The sequence below is a fragment of the Candidatus Nitronereus thalassa genome (assembly GCF_032191465.1).
Lineage (GTDB): Bacteria > Nitrospirota > Nitrospiria > Nitrospirales > UBA8639 > Nitronereus > Nitronereus thalassa.
In genome coordinates this window covers 2,674,711-2,690,000 of sequence record NZ_JAQOUE010000001.1, presented here as the reverse complement: position 1 = coordinate 2,690,000, position 15,290 = coordinate 2,674,711, and the positions used below count along the sequence as shown (strand labels likewise).

The 15,290-nt window shown below is 49.0% G+C and carries 16 protein-coding genes (1 of these 16 running past the window's edge); 9 read left to right on the top strand and 7 right to left on the bottom strand.

From position 1 onward, the window contains the following. Nucleotides 1–809: the 5' portion of a DHH family phosphoesterase gene (locus tag PPG34_RS12120; RefSeq protein WP_313833589.1), read on the bottom strand. 34 nt of this gene lie to the left of the window's left edge; the window shows 809 of its 843 coding nt (coding positions 1–809); the start codon lies at nt 807–809; its stop codon lies off the left edge, out of view. A gap of 124 nt (nt 810–933) precedes the next feature. Further along, nucleotides 934–2,046 (bottom strand): LOG family protein, encoded by a 1,113-nt coding sequence (locus PPG34_RS12115; protein ID WP_313833588.1) that lies wholly within the window; start codon nt 2,044–2,046, stop codon nt 934–936. 239 nt (nt 2,047–2,285) lie between these two features. Between PPG34_RS12115 and PPG34_RS12110 the strand changes: the two genes are divergently transcribed. Further along, nucleotides 2,286–3,377 carry a tRNA dihydrouridine synthase gene (locus PPG34_RS12110; RefSeq protein WP_313833587.1) on the top strand — a complete coding sequence of 364 codons (1,092 nt, stop codon included), beginning with the start codon at nt 2,286–2,288 and terminating at the stop codon, nt 3,375–3,377. A gap of 24 nt (nt 3,378–3,401) precedes the next feature. Further along, complete coding sequence (locus PPG34_RS12105) at nt 3,402–4,031, top strand: Maf family protein (RefSeq protein WP_313833586.1); 630 nt, start codon at nt 3,402–3,404, stop codon at nt 4,029–4,031. On the opposite strand, the gene PPG34_RS12100 is transcribed toward PPG34_RS12105, so the two are convergent. Beyond that, nucleotides 4,028–4,210 carry a hypothetical protein gene (locus PPG34_RS12100; RefSeq protein ID WP_313833585.1) on the bottom strand — a complete coding sequence of 61 codons (183 nt, stop codon included), beginning with the start codon at nt 4,208–4,210 and terminating at the stop codon, nt 4,028–4,030. The genes PPG34_RS12105 and PPG34_RS12100 overlap by 4 nt on opposite strands. A 140-nt stretch (nt 4,211–4,350) precedes the next feature. Then, the gene (locus PPG34_RS12095; protein ID WP_313833584.1) at nt 4,351–5,217 is read right to left on the bottom strand and encodes a response regulator; all 867 of its coding nucleotides are present in this window, start codon (nt 5,215–5,217) and stop codon (nt 4,351–4,353) included. A 241-nt stretch (nt 5,218–5,458) separates the two neighbouring features. Here PPG34_RS12095 and PPG34_RS12090 point away from each other — a divergent pair, with 241 nt between their 5' ends. The 5 genes from PPG34_RS12090 to PPG34_RS12070 all read left to right on the top strand — a co-directional run bounded on the left by PPG34_RS12090 (nt 5,459) and on the right by PPG34_RS12070 (nt 9,125). Continuing rightward, the gene (locus PPG34_RS12090; protein WP_313833583.1) at nt 5,459–6,160 is read left to right on the top strand and encodes a S16 family serine protease; all 702 of its coding nucleotides are present in this window, start codon (nt 5,459–5,461) and stop codon (nt 6,158–6,160) included. Between the two features lie 116 nt (nt 6,161–6,276). After that, nucleotides 6,277–7,317 (top strand): hypothetical protein, encoded by a 1,041-nt coding sequence (locus tag PPG34_RS12085; protein ID WP_313833582.1) that lies wholly within the window; start codon nt 6,277–6,279, stop codon nt 7,315–7,317. Next, complete coding sequence (locus tag PPG34_RS12080) at nt 7,314–8,072, top strand: protein-L-isoaspartate(D-aspartate) O-methyltransferase (RefSeq protein WP_313833581.1); 759 nt, start codon at nt 7,314–7,316, stop codon at nt 8,070–8,072. Before PPG34_RS12085 ends, PPG34_RS12080 begins: the two co-directional genes overlap by 4 nt. A 73-nt stretch (nt 8,073–8,145) precedes the next feature. Continuing rightward, nucleotides 8,146–8,676 (top strand): GlcG/HbpS family heme-binding protein, encoded by a 531-nt coding sequence (locus PPG34_RS12075; protein ID WP_313833580.1) that lies wholly within the window; start codon nt 8,146–8,148, stop codon nt 8,674–8,676. Further along, a complete protein-coding gene (locus PPG34_RS12070; RefSeq protein WP_313833579.1) occupies nt 8,673–9,125 on the top strand; it encodes a hypothetical protein in 453 nt (150 codons plus the stop codon). Before PPG34_RS12075 ends, PPG34_RS12070 begins: the two co-directional genes overlap by 4 nt. An 18-nt stretch (nt 9,126–9,143) precedes the next feature. Here the strand turns inward: PPG34_RS12070 and PPG34_RS12065 are convergent, their stop codons facing one another. Continuing rightward, entirely contained in the window at nt 9,144–10,145 is a 1,002-nt protein-coding gene (locus tag PPG34_RS12065; protein ID WP_313833578.1) for a zinc-dependent alcohol dehydrogenase family protein, read from the bottom strand. Between the two features lie 721 nt (nt 10,146–10,866). Beyond that, nucleotides 10,867–12,267 carry an AlbA family DNA-binding domain-containing protein gene (locus PPG34_RS12060; protein ID WP_313833576.1) on the bottom strand — a complete coding sequence of 467 codons (1,401 nt, stop codon included), beginning with the start codon at nt 12,265–12,267 and terminating at the stop codon, nt 10,867–10,869. Nucleotides 12,268–12,656: 389 nt separating this feature from the next. Between PPG34_RS12060 and PPG34_RS12055 the strand changes: the two genes are divergently transcribed. Next, a complete protein-coding gene (locus tag PPG34_RS12055; protein ID WP_313833574.1) occupies nt 12,657–13,454 on the top strand; it encodes a hypothetical protein in 798 nt (265 codons plus the stop codon). 143 nt (nt 13,455–13,597) lie between these two features. Then, entirely contained in the window at nt 13,598–14,206 is a 609-nt protein-coding gene (gene yihA, locus PPG34_RS12050; protein ID WP_313833572.1) for a ribosome biogenesis GTP-binding protein YihA/YsxC, read from the top strand. A 140-nt stretch (nt 14,207–14,346) separates the two neighbouring features. Here yihA and PPG34_RS12045 read toward each other — a convergent pair whose 3' ends face one another. Then, nucleotides 14,347–15,288 carry a peptidylprolyl isomerase gene (locus tag PPG34_RS12045; protein WP_313833571.1) on the bottom strand — a complete coding sequence of 314 codons (942 nt, stop codon included), beginning with the start codon at nt 15,286–15,288 and terminating at the stop codon, nt 14,347–14,349. Nucleotides 15,289–15,290: the final 2 nt, after the last annotated feature.

Sequence of the window (15,290 nt, the reverse complement as noted above, 5' to 3'; positions counted from 1 at the left end):
AACATCTGATCCGTGAACGATTGAAGTGGAAGGGAAAATCCGGCGGCATTAACATGCCCGCCGCCACCAAATTTGGCGGCAATCGCAGAAACATCCGTGGTGCCAGCTCTCGAACGCAAACTAAAATATCGACGCCCATTTTGTTGATGCCAAATAATGCCAAACGGAAAGCCTCGACATAATCGTTCACCAATTTGACTCGTCATGATCGGACTGTAAACCGCAGGAACGGTTTCACCCTGAAATGATACCAAAACAGCTTCTTCCACAATCGTCTCAATAAGTTTTTCCTCTAATTGAAGAATCGCTCGCCCTTCAATTTCCAACATACCTTGCTCCAGCCTATCCCACACTTCAAAGTCAAAAGGATAAGCCCCCAAGGCCGCGCTAATTTCACGACTCTTCGGCAATCGCCATTCCCAAAGATCTTTATCTTGGATGTACTGTAACAGCCAAGGGACAGGCTCCTCATGCGCCCATTCCCATGCCAACACGGCCCCGCTTTTTTTCATGTCAAAATAGGCATAGGGCAAGTCGGTTAACGCCGCTTGAGCCGTGACATGATGATCCAGGATTTGAAAACTAGCGGTAACATTATGGATCTTTTCAATCTCCTCACGCCCATAACTAAAATCAGCCATGACGACATGCTGGCCTTCAAGACCAGTGGGCGGAGGCTGACCATGCTTCACCGCAATATATTTCGCGCGCGGATATCGCTTCCATAAGGCCCAGGCGGCACCAAATCCATCGGCGCAATCTGCATGATACAGCACAATATTCGGTTCGGGTTTATTTGAAACAGACATATTTGTTTGGCCTCATTTTTTTTCACTGAAGGTACCATAACATGATTGCATTTTGAGACAAAGACCTTCGACTTTCCACGCGAAACAGTGGATCGATCATCAACAAAGCACAGCTCTTAAGAGTTCAGTTTAACGGCCTGCTGGAATGAGGCTCTTGCGGCAACCCATTTAACCAGTCAACCAATTGACGAAGGCGGCCAGCATTTCGTCGATGGTAGTTGAACGCCAAGCGGGGCAAATGCGAGATTCTCGGTTCACTCTGTTCTTGAGGAAAGGCTTCGACTTGCGTAAACGACCCCTCGGTGCAGAGGTCCTGAAAAGTCGATTGAACTTCCGCTAACTGATGAGGAGTCAGCGGCATACGCATCCTTATAACCATTTGCTGGCCAACAAACCGAGACGAATGAAAGTTCCGATAAAAGTTTTGAATTTCTTGAACAGCAGGCTCTTCGTGCTGAAACACTTTAAACAAACTTAAGTCTGATTCAGAAATCAACCCTCGTGGGAGGAGTTGACCGGCTACAAAATCCAGCCATCGATCCCAATAATCAGATCCCGGTGCCTGAAGGCAGACCACCGGCACAAGATCGCTTTTCCCCGTTTGCAGAAGAGTCAAAATTTCAAACGCTTCATCCATTGTTCCAAATCCTCCGGAGAAAAACGCTGCGGCCTGAGATTCTCGAACAAACAGTAACTTCCGGGTGAAAAAGTATTTCAGATACACCAACTTGGGGTCTTCGGCAATGGTCGCATTCGCCGATTGCTCAAACGGCAACATGATGTTGACACCAAAACTCATGTCTCGCCCCGCTCCCCGGTGTCCAGCATCCATAATGCCTGGGCCCGCCCCTGTGATCACCATAAAGCCCCGTTGACTGAGAAGCCGCCCAAACCGTTCTGCAAGTTGAAAGTCTGGATCATCCGGGGACGTTCGGGCAGATCCATAGATGCTAACTTTCAAACAATGTTCATAGGGCTGAAACACCTTGAAGGCATGGCGGAGTTCCTTCAGGGTCCGGTTCACGATTTTGATATCTAGGACATCAAGACGCTGCTCGTGATATTTCACGACTCCCGCGATCATTTCTCGGAGGAGCTCCATTCGCAAATCCGATGCAGGACCGGACAAGAGAGCCTCTAATTTAGGAAGAAGTTCATTGAAACTCTCCCCCTGCGCTTCCGAAGGAATTTCCGCAGAGGAAATTGGGTCAAAAGGATCCTTTATGTGGTTTTTCATTGGTGCCATTCTTGGGAAAAATACTTTCCACCGATAATTACGCTAGACAAGTGAATCTCAACCATACTATTTTGTTCTAAAAGAAAAAGACATAGCCCCGCACCAGGCTATTTCGGTCGGTTGGGCTCCAAAATCAAATATGTGAAGAACGATCGCATGATGGACATTCTCATTGTAACATCTCAATCCCTATGAGCTTTTGGCACTCACTCCCTCGTCCCATAGTTGGACTTTCCCCCATGGATGGGGTCACGGACGTCACCTTCCGTCACGTCATGGCGACCTATGGACGCCCGGATGTCCTCTTCACCGAATTCACCAATGTCCACGACATTTGCCACGGAAGCCGAGCGGGCTGGGAACCGTTGCGATACTCCGAATGCGAACGCCCCATCGTGGCCCAGCTCTATGGGAAACACCCGGCCTTATTTTACAAAGCCGCCCATGTCATTGGAGAATTGGGATTCGATGGGCTGGATATTAATATGGGATGCCCATCAAAAAACGTGGCCTCGTCGGGTAGCGGTGCCGGTCTGATTCGTACCCCAGATTTGGCTTTGGAAATTATGGCTTCCACCAAGCAAGGACTTGCCGATTGGGCACAGGGACAAACTCTTGAGGAAATTGGATTAAAAAAATCCGCCATCCATCAAGCCAAGGAACGAAACCAGGTTCGGTGGGGAGGATCAGAACCACCCCCTCGCCGACGACTGCCACTCACCGTCAAGACACGGCTCGGCTATGATTCGGTCGTCATCAACGAATGGAGTGATTGTCTAGCCCAAGGCCAACCGGAAGTCATTTCGATCCACGGTCGAACCTTGCAACAAATGTATCGAGGGGAAGCCGATTGGGAAGCCATTGCCAACGCCACTCAGGTTATTCATCGCCATGGCATTTTGGTTTTGGGGAACGGCGATATCCGGTCATTGAATGAGGCGGCAAATCGCATTCACACCAGCGGTGTCGATGGCATCCTGATTGGACGCGCCGCACAAGGAAATCCGTGGATCTTCCAAGGAAAAGATCTTATTCGAAACGCGACTCAGAACCTAAATTCCGGACCATTGATTCAGCCCAGGATTTCCCTCGAATCACGATTCCAGATGATGATCAACCATGCGGTGCTCTTTGAATCCTTTAATGAGACGCCTCGGTTCCCTCGCATGCGGAAACACCTGGGATGGTACTGCAGCGAATTCCCCTACGCCGCAGCCATGCGTGCCAATATGGTTAAAACCAACACGGCCCAAGAAGTACAACGCTTGCTGGATGAATATACCTCTCAGCACGTCCTGACCGAACAAGAAGCGCTGAGTGCCTCATATTAGTCGCGACGGCCTTTACACACACCGGTGAACATTATCCTCGCCTCCACATCCCCTCGCCGCCGCGAATTGCTCGCGCTACTTGGGATTTCCTTCGACATTATTTCGCCAACTTCACAGGAAATTGTTTCGCCAGGCGTTTCGCCGCCCGACCAAGCCAAACAATTCGCCCTGGACAAGGCCCAATCCATTGCCTCGCAGTATCCAAATGATTTGATTCTAGGGAGCGATACCGTGATTGAAATTGACGGCACCCTTTTGGGCAAACCTAAAGATATTAAAGAAGCCGAAATCATGTTGAAACAATTACGTGGATATTCCCATCAGGTGCACACCGGACTCGCCTTGATTCACCACATGACTAACCATTCAGTTGCCTTAGTGGAAACCGCCGAAGTCTGGATTAAACCTTTCACCGAGGAAGAATTGAAAACTTATCTCGCCACCGAGGAGAGCTTAGGAAAGGCAGGCGCATACTCGCTTCAAGGCGAAGGGTCAAAACTAATTGAAAGAATTGAGGGAGATTATCCGACTATTGTCGGGTTGCCACTTTGGCAAGTGGCCAAGTTGCTTGAGGAACAGGGGGTGAGGTTGGGGAGTTCTATTGAGGAGGTTTATAGATTAAGGCCTTATGCGAATTGGGCTGATTTTGGTTAGTCTTTTTGCAGGGTTTTTCCCCGCATAAGATCAAACTGGATTCCCGATAAAAACCTCGGGAATGAAAAGCTTGTAAACACAAACAAAAAAGACGCCTCTGGAAAAAGAGCCGCCTTTTTTGAATCCATTGAATCCAGGCTCACATTAGCTTTATGAGCTTTATCTTTTAACTCATTCATACATTGCCGTCTCACGATCAAGTGGGAAGGGAAACCGGCTGGCCTTTGAAGGATGGTCATGAACTACTTAAATCGTGCCTGGACCATCAAGGTTGCGGGGTAAACAAGGGCAACCGGTTTCGCTTATCCACTCACAGGCTTCATCGGGAACACCGAGAGGAGGAATGTTTGTTTTTGAGCGTTCGTCCAATGGTTAAGAGCATGTGATCTAAATCAAAGGGTTTGGTCAGGACTTCAGCGGCCCCGGCTTTGAGCGCCTGTGTTCGAAGAGTTTCGTCCGCTTGTGCGGTTATCATGATCACCCCCGGTCGGGACTCGCATGGTCGTTCAGCAATACTCTCAATCACCTCCAACCCGTTCATCAGCGGCATGGAATAGTCCACCAACACGAGGTCAAATGAGTGGCCTTCGACCAGCTCTATCGCTTCCAATCCATTTTGCGCTTCATCGCAACGGTAACCATAGGATTCCAACACCGACCGAAGCAGCATCCGAATATCAGGGTCATCATCTACGATAAGAATATGTTTCATACTTTCGGTAGTGGGTGTTTCGGGTTTTTTGTTAAAGTCCATTTTCTGATGCGGAAGAAACACCCGGCGACATTTTTGCTTAAATAAGTGTTGTGACACAGGTTTGGTTAAATAATCCTGCGCTCCGCTTTCCAAAGCTTCCAACAACGAATCCGTCATATCTACGGTCGCGAGGACAATGACAGGAATATCCGCATACCGTTGGCGAAGCTGAGTGAGCATGGCCAACCCATCCATGATAGGAGCCTTAAGGTCCAGCAGCAGGCCATCAATAGATTGATCCGCGAGCGCCTGCATCGCCTGCCACCCATCAGTTACGGACGTGGTCTGAAACCCCATATCATTGAACCAAAGTGCGTACAATTTGGAAGCGGTTTGATCCGATTCAACAATGAGCATGTGTTTGGGCATAACGGAATAGTCCTCATGCTGGTTCGATTCGAACTCTAGATCAAAATTAGATTCTCGACTCATAATTGGAAATCCATGACGCCTCGTGATCACATCGTACGCTGGCAAGATGAAGACAACATTAGAGGAAGATTAAAAATCTCTCATTAATTAAGGTAAGCTCAAGACTACACGTTAATTTCTGCCACACCGTGTGGATGGGTCTTGAGCCTGAAAAATTAAAAAATTTCTGGCATCACAGAGACAATCGCAAAGAACGTCAGGTATAATAAATACTGTTTAGGCATTAAAGAGGAGTGAACTTGTGTTAGGATTGACAAACCGAAAACTATTGAGTGGCCTCTTGGGACTGGCATTCCTATTAGGAAATGCATTGGAGGCGACGCCCGTCGCCGCCAGAGTTACGCCCACCGCACATTTCAAACATCTGTCGGTCCCAATTTTAGGTCTCGCTATTGGCCATGCTCAGCGTCCGGTCGGGGTAGTCAGTCATGTCATCATTCATTTCAAGGATCGATCCGACCAGGAAGGATTGAGAATTCGGTTTGATACCAAGCCGGGGAAATTCTCCCCATTGGCTCAGCATGCGGTCAAATGGGCCATAGAGCGAGTCGCCGCAGCAGCCCACCTTGAAACCCTATCCTGGACTGTCTCGCTTACATTTCCTAATCCTGGACAGACCATGTATGGGGAAAGCTTATCCGCGATGGTTGGCTTAAGCGTGGCCGCCCTGGCCAAAGGGGACGAACTCATCGATGGGCGATCAATTACCGGCACCATCACCGAGGATGGCCGCATCGGAAAGGTCGGCGGAATTCCACAAAAAGTCTATGCGGCCTACGATGAACATCTTGAGCGAATACTGATCCCTGAAGAACATGATGTTCGAGATGATGATTGGCAAATTCCATTTCTGATGCATGTTTCCCACGTGGACACGGTGGATAACGCTTATCTGGCATTAACCGGACACCGACTTACCTCCTCGCTAGAATCGTCGTTTTAATGCTTCGAGTGGTTGACCTTTTCTCCACCCTCAAGCTAGCCATTTCTCCCACCTTTCCCTTACACTGCAGCTAGCTCATAGAGACTCCCATCAGCGAATCAGCAGCACATTCATCTATGATGTCTTTTCCCATCAAGCGAAACAGTTTTGTGCACTGGTTGTGTGCCGTGCTGATGACAGGAGCCTTCCTCCATAGCAATTCAAATAATTCAGCACGAGCTGAGACCCCCTCACCCGGCGTTCATTGGGGCGCGATGGGTTTCCCCGATCAACAGGCACAAGTGGCGACCGGCATCAATTTTTTTCGGTTTACGGAGTTTAATGGCGAAGGCCAGCGATTCAACGACACGCGAGAAACTATTGGACTTAATTTCGGGTCCATCAGCTGGACCCAAAATTGGACGCAAGAAGAGGTTTGTACGGCATGCTGGCAAACCAACCTCACAGTAAGTGGAGGCCCAACCAGCGACGAACCCACGAAATTTTTACAAAATGAGTTTGTCCATGACTTTTTGTTTGACATTGCCAAGGTGCCGGTCGGGGGCGTACGAACCGAATTCGATTTTATGGTGGATGGTTCCCTTACCAAATGGGTCAAGGATAATCTCGTCTTTGCCGGACTAGGGTTCTCTACCGGGACGCTCTACCATGAAGTGTGGGGACGAGCGGGCGTGAAGCATTGGGCTATGTTAAAACCGATCGCCGAGGAATGGAGCCCTCAAGGTGGAACTCTCCACTCCATTGCAAATATGGTACGAGTGTCCGGCTTGGGCCGTTATGGACGCGTCTTTAATGGCGCAGCCTTTGAAGCCATCGCGCCCCAGTCATTTATCGCCCAAGGGAAGGTGAGTCTTGGGTGGTTTGATAACCATAATATTCCCATCTGCGTTCTGTTTGGAGGAATCACGATCGATTCCGGGATTTTTGTAGATATTGAAGGCGACGCGCTGGAAGAACGGTATTATTCTCTTGGCTTCCAGATTCACCGATTCACGTTTGAAACCTGGAACGATCAGATCAATAAAAAAGATTTTGGTCCCACGTACGGCACACGAGTGACGTTTGATTTTTATCCTGACTGGTTACAAGGGGATTGGATCGCCAAGACAATCACATATTTTCAAGAGACCACTGCATCGTTTGGGAAAGAATCATGAGGCGGACGTTAACACTTGGAACCTGGTGTGGTGCACTGCTAGGATTTCATTTAGCAGCGCCGACTTTGAGTTATGACATGACACAAAACCCCACACAGGATCCTCAGCCCCGCCAGGTCGAACGCGACCACATGGTACGGGAGCAAATCATCGCACGCGGTGTCACTGACTCCCAGGTGATTCAGGCGCTACGGCAGGTGCCCCGCCATGAGTTTGTACCGGAATCAGAAAAAGAGCAGGCGTATGAGGATCATCCCTTACCCATCGGATTCGGGCAAACGATTTCCCAACCGTATATTGTTGCGTTCATGACCGAAGCCTTGAAGCTTCAACCCCACGAACGGGTGTTGGAAATTGGTACCGGTTCAGGATATCAAGCTGCCATTCTGTCCCACATGGTGAACAAGGTCTTTAGCATTGAAATTGTCGAGCCTCTCGCCGAGAGAGCGAAAGACACATTAACCCATTTAGGTCTGACCAACGTAAAAGTTCGCGCCGGGGATGGTTACCAAGGCTGGCCGGAAGAAGGCCCGTTTGACGCTATTATTCTCACGGCGGCGCCCGAACATATTCCGCAACCGTTATTGGATCAAGTCGCCATCGGAGGGCGATTGATTCTGCCGTTAGGAAAGGCTGTACAACAATTGCTGTTGATGACACGCACACGAGACGGATGGCACAAAGAGAAACTCTTACCGGTCGCCTTTGTGCCGATGACCGGAAAAGCGGAAAGTGCCACTACCATAAAGAAATAAAAGACGAAGTGCTCAACGAGTACTTCCCAACCTTTGTGTAAGGAGATGGCATATGAAAAAAGGGAGACGGAGTATGAGCTCTACAACCATATACACCCCAATTCTCGTGTTGGCGGGAATCATGACACTTGGTGGATTCATGACCCTGGCCGGTGCCGAAGGGTTACCCAAACAATCCGTTCTTCCGCTTGCCTTAGCTGAAAAGGCCGCAGTGGCCGCGATGGAAAAATGTGCGTCAGGAGGCTACAAAGTCAGCGTGGCAGTGGTAGATCTTGGGGGTAATTTGAAAGTGTTGTTGCGGGATGACGGAGCCGGGCCCCATACCGTGGACAGTAGTTCGCGCAAAGCCTACACGTCGGCAAGCCTTCGGCGTCCGACCGAACATTTGGCCCAACTCCTGACCAAGTTCCCCAGCATCGAAGGACTTCGGGATATGAATGAAAAGATTTTAATTTTAGGCGGCGGCCTGCCTATTGAAATTCAGGGAGAAGTGGTCGGCGGCATTGGCGTGGGCGGCGCTCCCGGAGCACATCTGGATGAAGGTTGTGCCACTGCTGGCGTGCAAGCCATTGGCGGGGAAATGAAAGGAGTCCCGGCTCCATGAGTCATATTCTGACGAAATTCAACAATGTTGCAGTAAGTCTTTCAGTTGGCGTGCTCGGGTTATTCTGTTTTTTGGCAGTAGGGGTAAGCGGCTGCGTCACAGAACCGCCACTCAACACCGACGCGGAAGTCCCACAAGAAGCCACCCAAGAGAATCTGGGATTGGGCATTGTGTTGGGTACCAGTGGGTATCAAAAAATTGAAAAAGATTCTGTCTTGCCCGAGGCCTATGCGCAAACCATTGAAGGACAGGTCAGAAAGATCGAAGGCGCGGCGTATGTGGTGCAAGATATCACTGAACACGAATACAGAATCCCCTTCGATCAAAACACGACAATCGATCGGCCCGCCCATGTCGGTGATTGGATCCAAGCCTTTCTCGATGAACGAGGACGCTCCATTCACATTCGAAACATCGACAAGAAAATTAAAGCGAAGCAAGAACCATAAGAAAGCATGTCGGCCTGTTCAGTGGATTCGCAAGACTCCGGCCCCAGTGATGTTGCCGGCTTTAAGTTCTTGAAGCGCGAGGTTGGCCTTTTCCAGAGGGAAGGCCTGCGTATGTGTGCGGATGGGAATCTCTGCTGCCACTCGAAAAAAATCGAGTCCATCCTGCCGCGTGTTCGCCGTCACACTTTGTAAGGTACGCTCCTGAAATAAATCCCGCGCATAATCCAGCGAAGGAATCGCCGACATGTGGATGCCGGCGACCGCCACGGTTCCTCCTCGACCTACAGCCTGCAGTGCCGGAGGAACCAAGTCGCCGACCGGGGCGAAAATAATCGCGCTGTGTAATTTTTCTGGTGGGGAGTCAGTTGAGTTGCCCACCCATACTGCCCCCAATTGCCGCCCCAGTTCACGGTGTTCCTCTCGATGCGAAAATACATAGACCGAGCATCCCCAATGCCGCGCAATTTGAATGGTGATATGCGCCGAAGCCCCAAATCCATACAACCCCAAACGTTGGCCTGGCTGGATGTTGCTGCGGTGCAATGCCCGATACCCAATAATCCCCGCGCATAAAAGTGGAGCCGCTTCCTCATCCGAAAAAGCCGAGGGAATGGGATAGGCAAACTTCTCCGACACCAAGGCATATTCGGCGAAACCGCCATGCACATGGTAGCCAGAGAACGTCGGACGGTAGCACAGGTTCTCTCGCCCACTCTGGCAATACTCACAGTCTTCACACGTTCCTTGAAGCCAGGCAATGCCAACTCGATCACCTTCTTGAAGGGTGGTCACCCCTACTCCAATTTTATCCACCACGCCAACCGTTTGATGCCCCGGAATAATGGGACGCGTCGACATAGGCAACTCCCCCTCCACCACATGAAGATCCGTCCGACAAATCCCACACACAGAAATTTTGACCCGAACCTGGCCCGGCCCTGGTTGGGGGATAGGCATTTCCCGAAGTTGCAACGGACCCGTGCCTACATCGGCATCCTGCTTCAAAATCATGGCGTTCATGGAATTCATTAAGAAAAATATACCATGTTGCTGAAAGGCGAGTAAGCAAAAGAAATTTCTTCAAGAATTCAAGATCTCCCTCTCTGCTAGAAGAAGAGGGGGACGGAGAAAATTTTTTCTTTTCAAAAACCTATTGACAACCTCCGAGCGAGAGGCATAGGATTTTTCTTAGGCGAACGTAGAAATATCACGCGCCGGGAAAAGCTAGGGAATGGCGCAGTACAGATTCCCGGCATAGCCAAGAGGGGTCCACTATGGAAGACCTCAGCCCACCAAAACAGTAAGGCCCGCGGCCAACCACAGGTTGATCACGCAAAGCGGGCTTCCAGCGTTGCCATACAGCGGCCTCACGAAACCACGACAGTGCTCGTCAGCACATGGGTTCTTCGAATGAACCACAGGCATCTTGGAGAGGACCCTGAATCTAAAAAGGAATAGGGCGAAACCAACCGTCCGAAAATGGCAACCAAGCCAAGAAAAACCCGCACATTGGCCAGCGAGTCACTAAATAATTTAAAAGGAACATGCGTCATAAGCGCACCATACGCACGGGCCCTCGTTCAAAAGAACGAGGGCCCGTGGTTGTTTTGAGACCATATAATGAAATTTTCAAAAACAGTTGTTTTTGAACCAGGCCAAAACACAAAAACTTCCATCTTCAACACAATAATTATTGGAATTGGCCTACTTTTTGGAAAAAATATAGCCTTATGCGAGTGTTTCAGATTGGATTCCTGTTCATTTCGATTATTTTGTTCTCACTAATCACCTTGTCAGTACCAGAAAGCTCAGTGTAGGGGATATGATCCTCAGAGATCCCAAACCACACATAGAGTTCTCTAGCCAACCGGTAAGCGACAACTCCAGGGGTTATCTCTTCATTCCATTCAAGGTTAATTTTCTTAGAGGATTCTGGCGCATCATGTATGTCTGCTCCAAATATCGATTTAAAGGATCCCAAGGGGCCAGGAACCAGGCCAACTGGAAATTCATTGATGGTCATATTTCGTATTTCTAAATGAAAGACCACCACCTGTGGAGGCAGCTTTCCTTCCTTATAAACCAAGTTGGCTAATTTACTAAAAAGGTATAAGGATTCTACAAGAGCCAATGGGTTGATACGTAGACGACCTGGTTTGCTACCCCAACAGAGAAAATTATCTCCTTCCGAAGCAAAAATAAGCATTCCGTCTCGCCACAAATTAAGAGACTTATACTTCTTTATCATTACCCGACGACGTTCTCCTGCAATAATTCTATCCGTTTCATAACAAGAAAGATCAAAGCCCCGTGACCTGAGAGAAGGCGGGTCATGTAGTAGTTTTACCACATTAGTTTCAGCACCTTTAAATAGATCTGGAATATCTAGTGATTTGTGAGGTACTACTCCTAATACATAGAATGGGTTAGTCGTTGGCAATTCGAGTTCGCTCAACACTAGCCCAACGCGACCTTCAAGAAAATGATGTGGCTGCGTTTTCGACAGTGGGACTGTGATGCCCGTGCTCATCATTTCGACATTTTCTTGAAGAATATCTAATTTTTGATTTATGGGCCCGAAAAGCGAACCATCTCTAATCATTGTGTGTAGTTCTTCTACAGACTTGGGCTCCGCGTTTGCCCTTCGTCGCTCGGCATACCCAAATACAATCCGCCTATTTTTACCGATTTCTTCTATATTCTTAGTGATCAGGAAAGGCCAGAGAACTTGTGGTTGCTTTGGTATATAAATCGAAACAATTCCTTTACCTGGATTCTGGGCAGAGACAAACCATTTTATTTTAATATCTTCAAGCCTTGGGTAAACAAAGCTTTTTAGCACGTTGAAGTAACGTTCTATATCAACAAGATTCTGAGGGAAGGGGTGCACTTCTGTAACTTCATCTGCAATCAATTGTGCGAGGGTTTTCTCTGTGCGTGCGCCAATAATAATATACCCTCCTCGCACATTGGCTAGCGCGGAAACATCTTTTGCTAGTTCCAATTTTTGGTCTTCTTGATCGAGTTGATAAGGGGACTTCTTGCACTCTAGCAATTCATCTTCAGTTGCCCCGATTAGATTATTAAACTTGCCACTTTCGAGGATGGTCTGAATTTCATCAGTCGTCAGTGATTTAGCCATTTGTTTCCATCATTGAGGGTTTTGAAAAGAAACTAAAATTTACCCCCATGGGGAATGGATGGGACCCTACAGTAGATTAAATTGTACAGGAGGCTATAATAATGAGGAAAGAGGAAGGGTTTTTGGGTCAAAGGTAATTTTGAGAGTTTTAAGGAATGAAGAATATTAAAAGTTCCTCTCACTCGCGTTGGGCGCGGCTGGACCAGGGCCTCGAATCCTACTCTTGGGCGAAGACTGTCTGAGCGTAGCGAGTTTCTGAGCCATCTTGATTCGAGGTTCTGGGCCAGGCACCCGCAGAGACCCGCACTGGCGGAAATGGTTTTGGGTCCTTTTACCGAAACAAAAGGACCTCGTCGCGCGGGGACGAAACCCCGCAAAAAAATTAAGTTATGCCCAGCCACTTCACCAGCATAGGATTCCCCGCCGAGACGGTCGAGGACATCGAAGCCTTAGCAGTAGAGGTCATTGACGCAACCATCACCTTCAATTGCCCCAAGGGCCGCTACCTTCGATGGGCAGGCGGAGAAGGCGCGGAGTTATGGCTTCAGATGGACGAAGACTATAACCTGATTGGCGTCACCCCGTTTTTTCAAAAAAAGTCCGTGATGAATGTGGGTGTCACTCGCCAGTTCCGCCGTGAAGGGGATACCATGCTGGAAGGCGCGATCCGAGGATGGGTCAATCCCAAACATAGCAATCCTCAAGTTGGGACCTTTGAGTTGGTCTGTGAGATCGTGGACATTGGACGGTATCCCCACTTGGAGGTTCCCTTCATCAGTCCTCTTCGTCTCTCCGCCTTTGCGTACAATGTGGATGCGTTTTCTTCCTTCGAGTCCTTCCAGGCGTCGGAAGTTGGGCAAGGCAAACCTAATCCGGAAATGTTTACGCCCACCGGAGTCAGGAAACCTGGGGAGGGTGTCTCTCTTCTTCCAGAGTCCTCTGCGGAGATATCTGGCCATGTAGTGGAAACCGCGCTGCTGCGAAACCCACATTCTCAACAGAAGTATCAGTGGATACTCGTTCGCACGGATGGCGGACTGGTCGATATGGTTTGCGATCCAGCTATTGTGACCGATCCCATCACTGAGGGTGGAATTGTTTCGGCCTACTGTTGGCTGTGCGCTCAAATCCTGAAGCCACGAGTGCAACAAAAGAAGAGTTTCACTCAATTGCTGTTTGGCAATTAGACAGCTGGCTTTCCTTTGGCATTTTGGGTGGCCATTGTGTCATCGCTCCCTCCCCTGGTAGTCTCAGCCCGGCACACTAAAGTGCCTTCCCTTCACAGGAAGCTCCTTAAACCTAAGTCTAGTGTTGGAGAAACCATAGTCCCATGAAAATTCACTCTGCAGAATTTGAGCTGAGTTGCGTGAAGCCCGAACAGTATCCCCGCGAACGATTGCTTGAAGTCGCGTTTGTGGGTCGATCGAATGTGGGCAAATCATCTACGATTAACTCGTTATTGAACCGGAAAAAACTTTCCAAGGTGAGCGTCACGCCGGGGAAGACCCAAACGCTCAACTTTTTTCGGATCAAGACGGCGGACAAGATTATCCCGGACATGTTTTTTGTGGATTTGCCTGGCTATGGATATGCAAAAGTCTCAAAATCCGTGAGGCAGCAATGGGGACCGATGATCGAACGCTATTTGTCCGAGCGCGAACAATTATTTGCGGTGGTCCAGTTGGTGGATTCTCGCGGAGTAGAAGCCCATGATGTGACCACATACGAATGGTTATGTCATATCGGTCATCCGCCCATCGTGGTCACCACCAAAGTCGACAAGCTTAACCGCAGCCAGCGAAATCCTTGCCTGACAAAACTATGCCAGTCGCTTCAACTCCCAAATCCTGATGATGTGATTTTGTATTCTGCGAAAACGAATGAAGGCCGGCTAGAACTCTGGAAGGCAATCCGCGAGCGACGGGAAACCGCAGAGTAAACCGACACTCGAATATCAAAATCCCAAACAAATTAAAAATGACCAAATTTAAAAATTCGAATTTGTCATTTTGGAATTTTTTTCGAATCTCGAGTTTATGGAACTGTATTTAAAAGGATGATAAACGGGCCGTTTAATCCCTACTTAAAACGAATTTCAATGTACGCTTTGTCCTTTAAGTTCGACAACCATTCTTGTCGAACGTCGCGAGTCTTTCGTTGAAACAAATTATTTTTAATCGCCTCCTTCACGTCTTCAAAGGGGAGAGGTTCGCCTGGTTTCGTTTCTTCCAGCATAAGAATATGCACACCCAATTCGGTTTCCACGGGCGCGCTCACCTCGCCGGCAACCATATCCCCCACTGCCCGCGCTAAGGGGCCTAATAATTCTTCTTTTCGCATGAACCCTAAATCCCCACCAAGAATACTTTCTGTTCCTTCGGAATGATTCTTCGCCAAGTCTGAGAACACAGCTCCCTCTTTGAGTTGCTGTACGAGCGATTGCGCACGCTCCAACACATCTGCACTCGATTCTCCTAAACCAGGTTTCAGTAAGATTTGCCGGAGATGATATTCTGCGGGAGCCGTGAATTCTGCTTGCGACTTGGTGTAATAACTGCGGACTTCTTCTGGAGACACCATGAGCCGTCGCCGTACTTCAAAGTCCAGCATCCGACGCAGGACCAATTCTTCACGAAGACGCGACCTGGGAGTCGAGTCCGCCACCACCGGCTGGCTTTGCCGTAACTCCTCGATGGCTTGGTCGAGCTCCTCCTCTGTAACACGAATTCCTTTGGCTTTGGCTTCTTGCAGCTGTAACTTGCGCTCAATAATCCGGTTGAGGACATCGAACTCCTTATGCATCAACCGTTGCTCGAGTTCCTTGCCATTATACCGTGCCCGGAGCCGAATCGTTTCATCTCGCAATTCTGTTTCGAGTTCGGAAAGCGTGATAACTTCGTTATTCACGATAGCAGCAATGCCGTCGTTGATGGGTTGGGCCAGCACAACACCCGCCGGCCACACCAACAACCAGAGCACTCCCAAGAAATATCCTAAAAAAGAGACGACGGCTTTTCTCAATG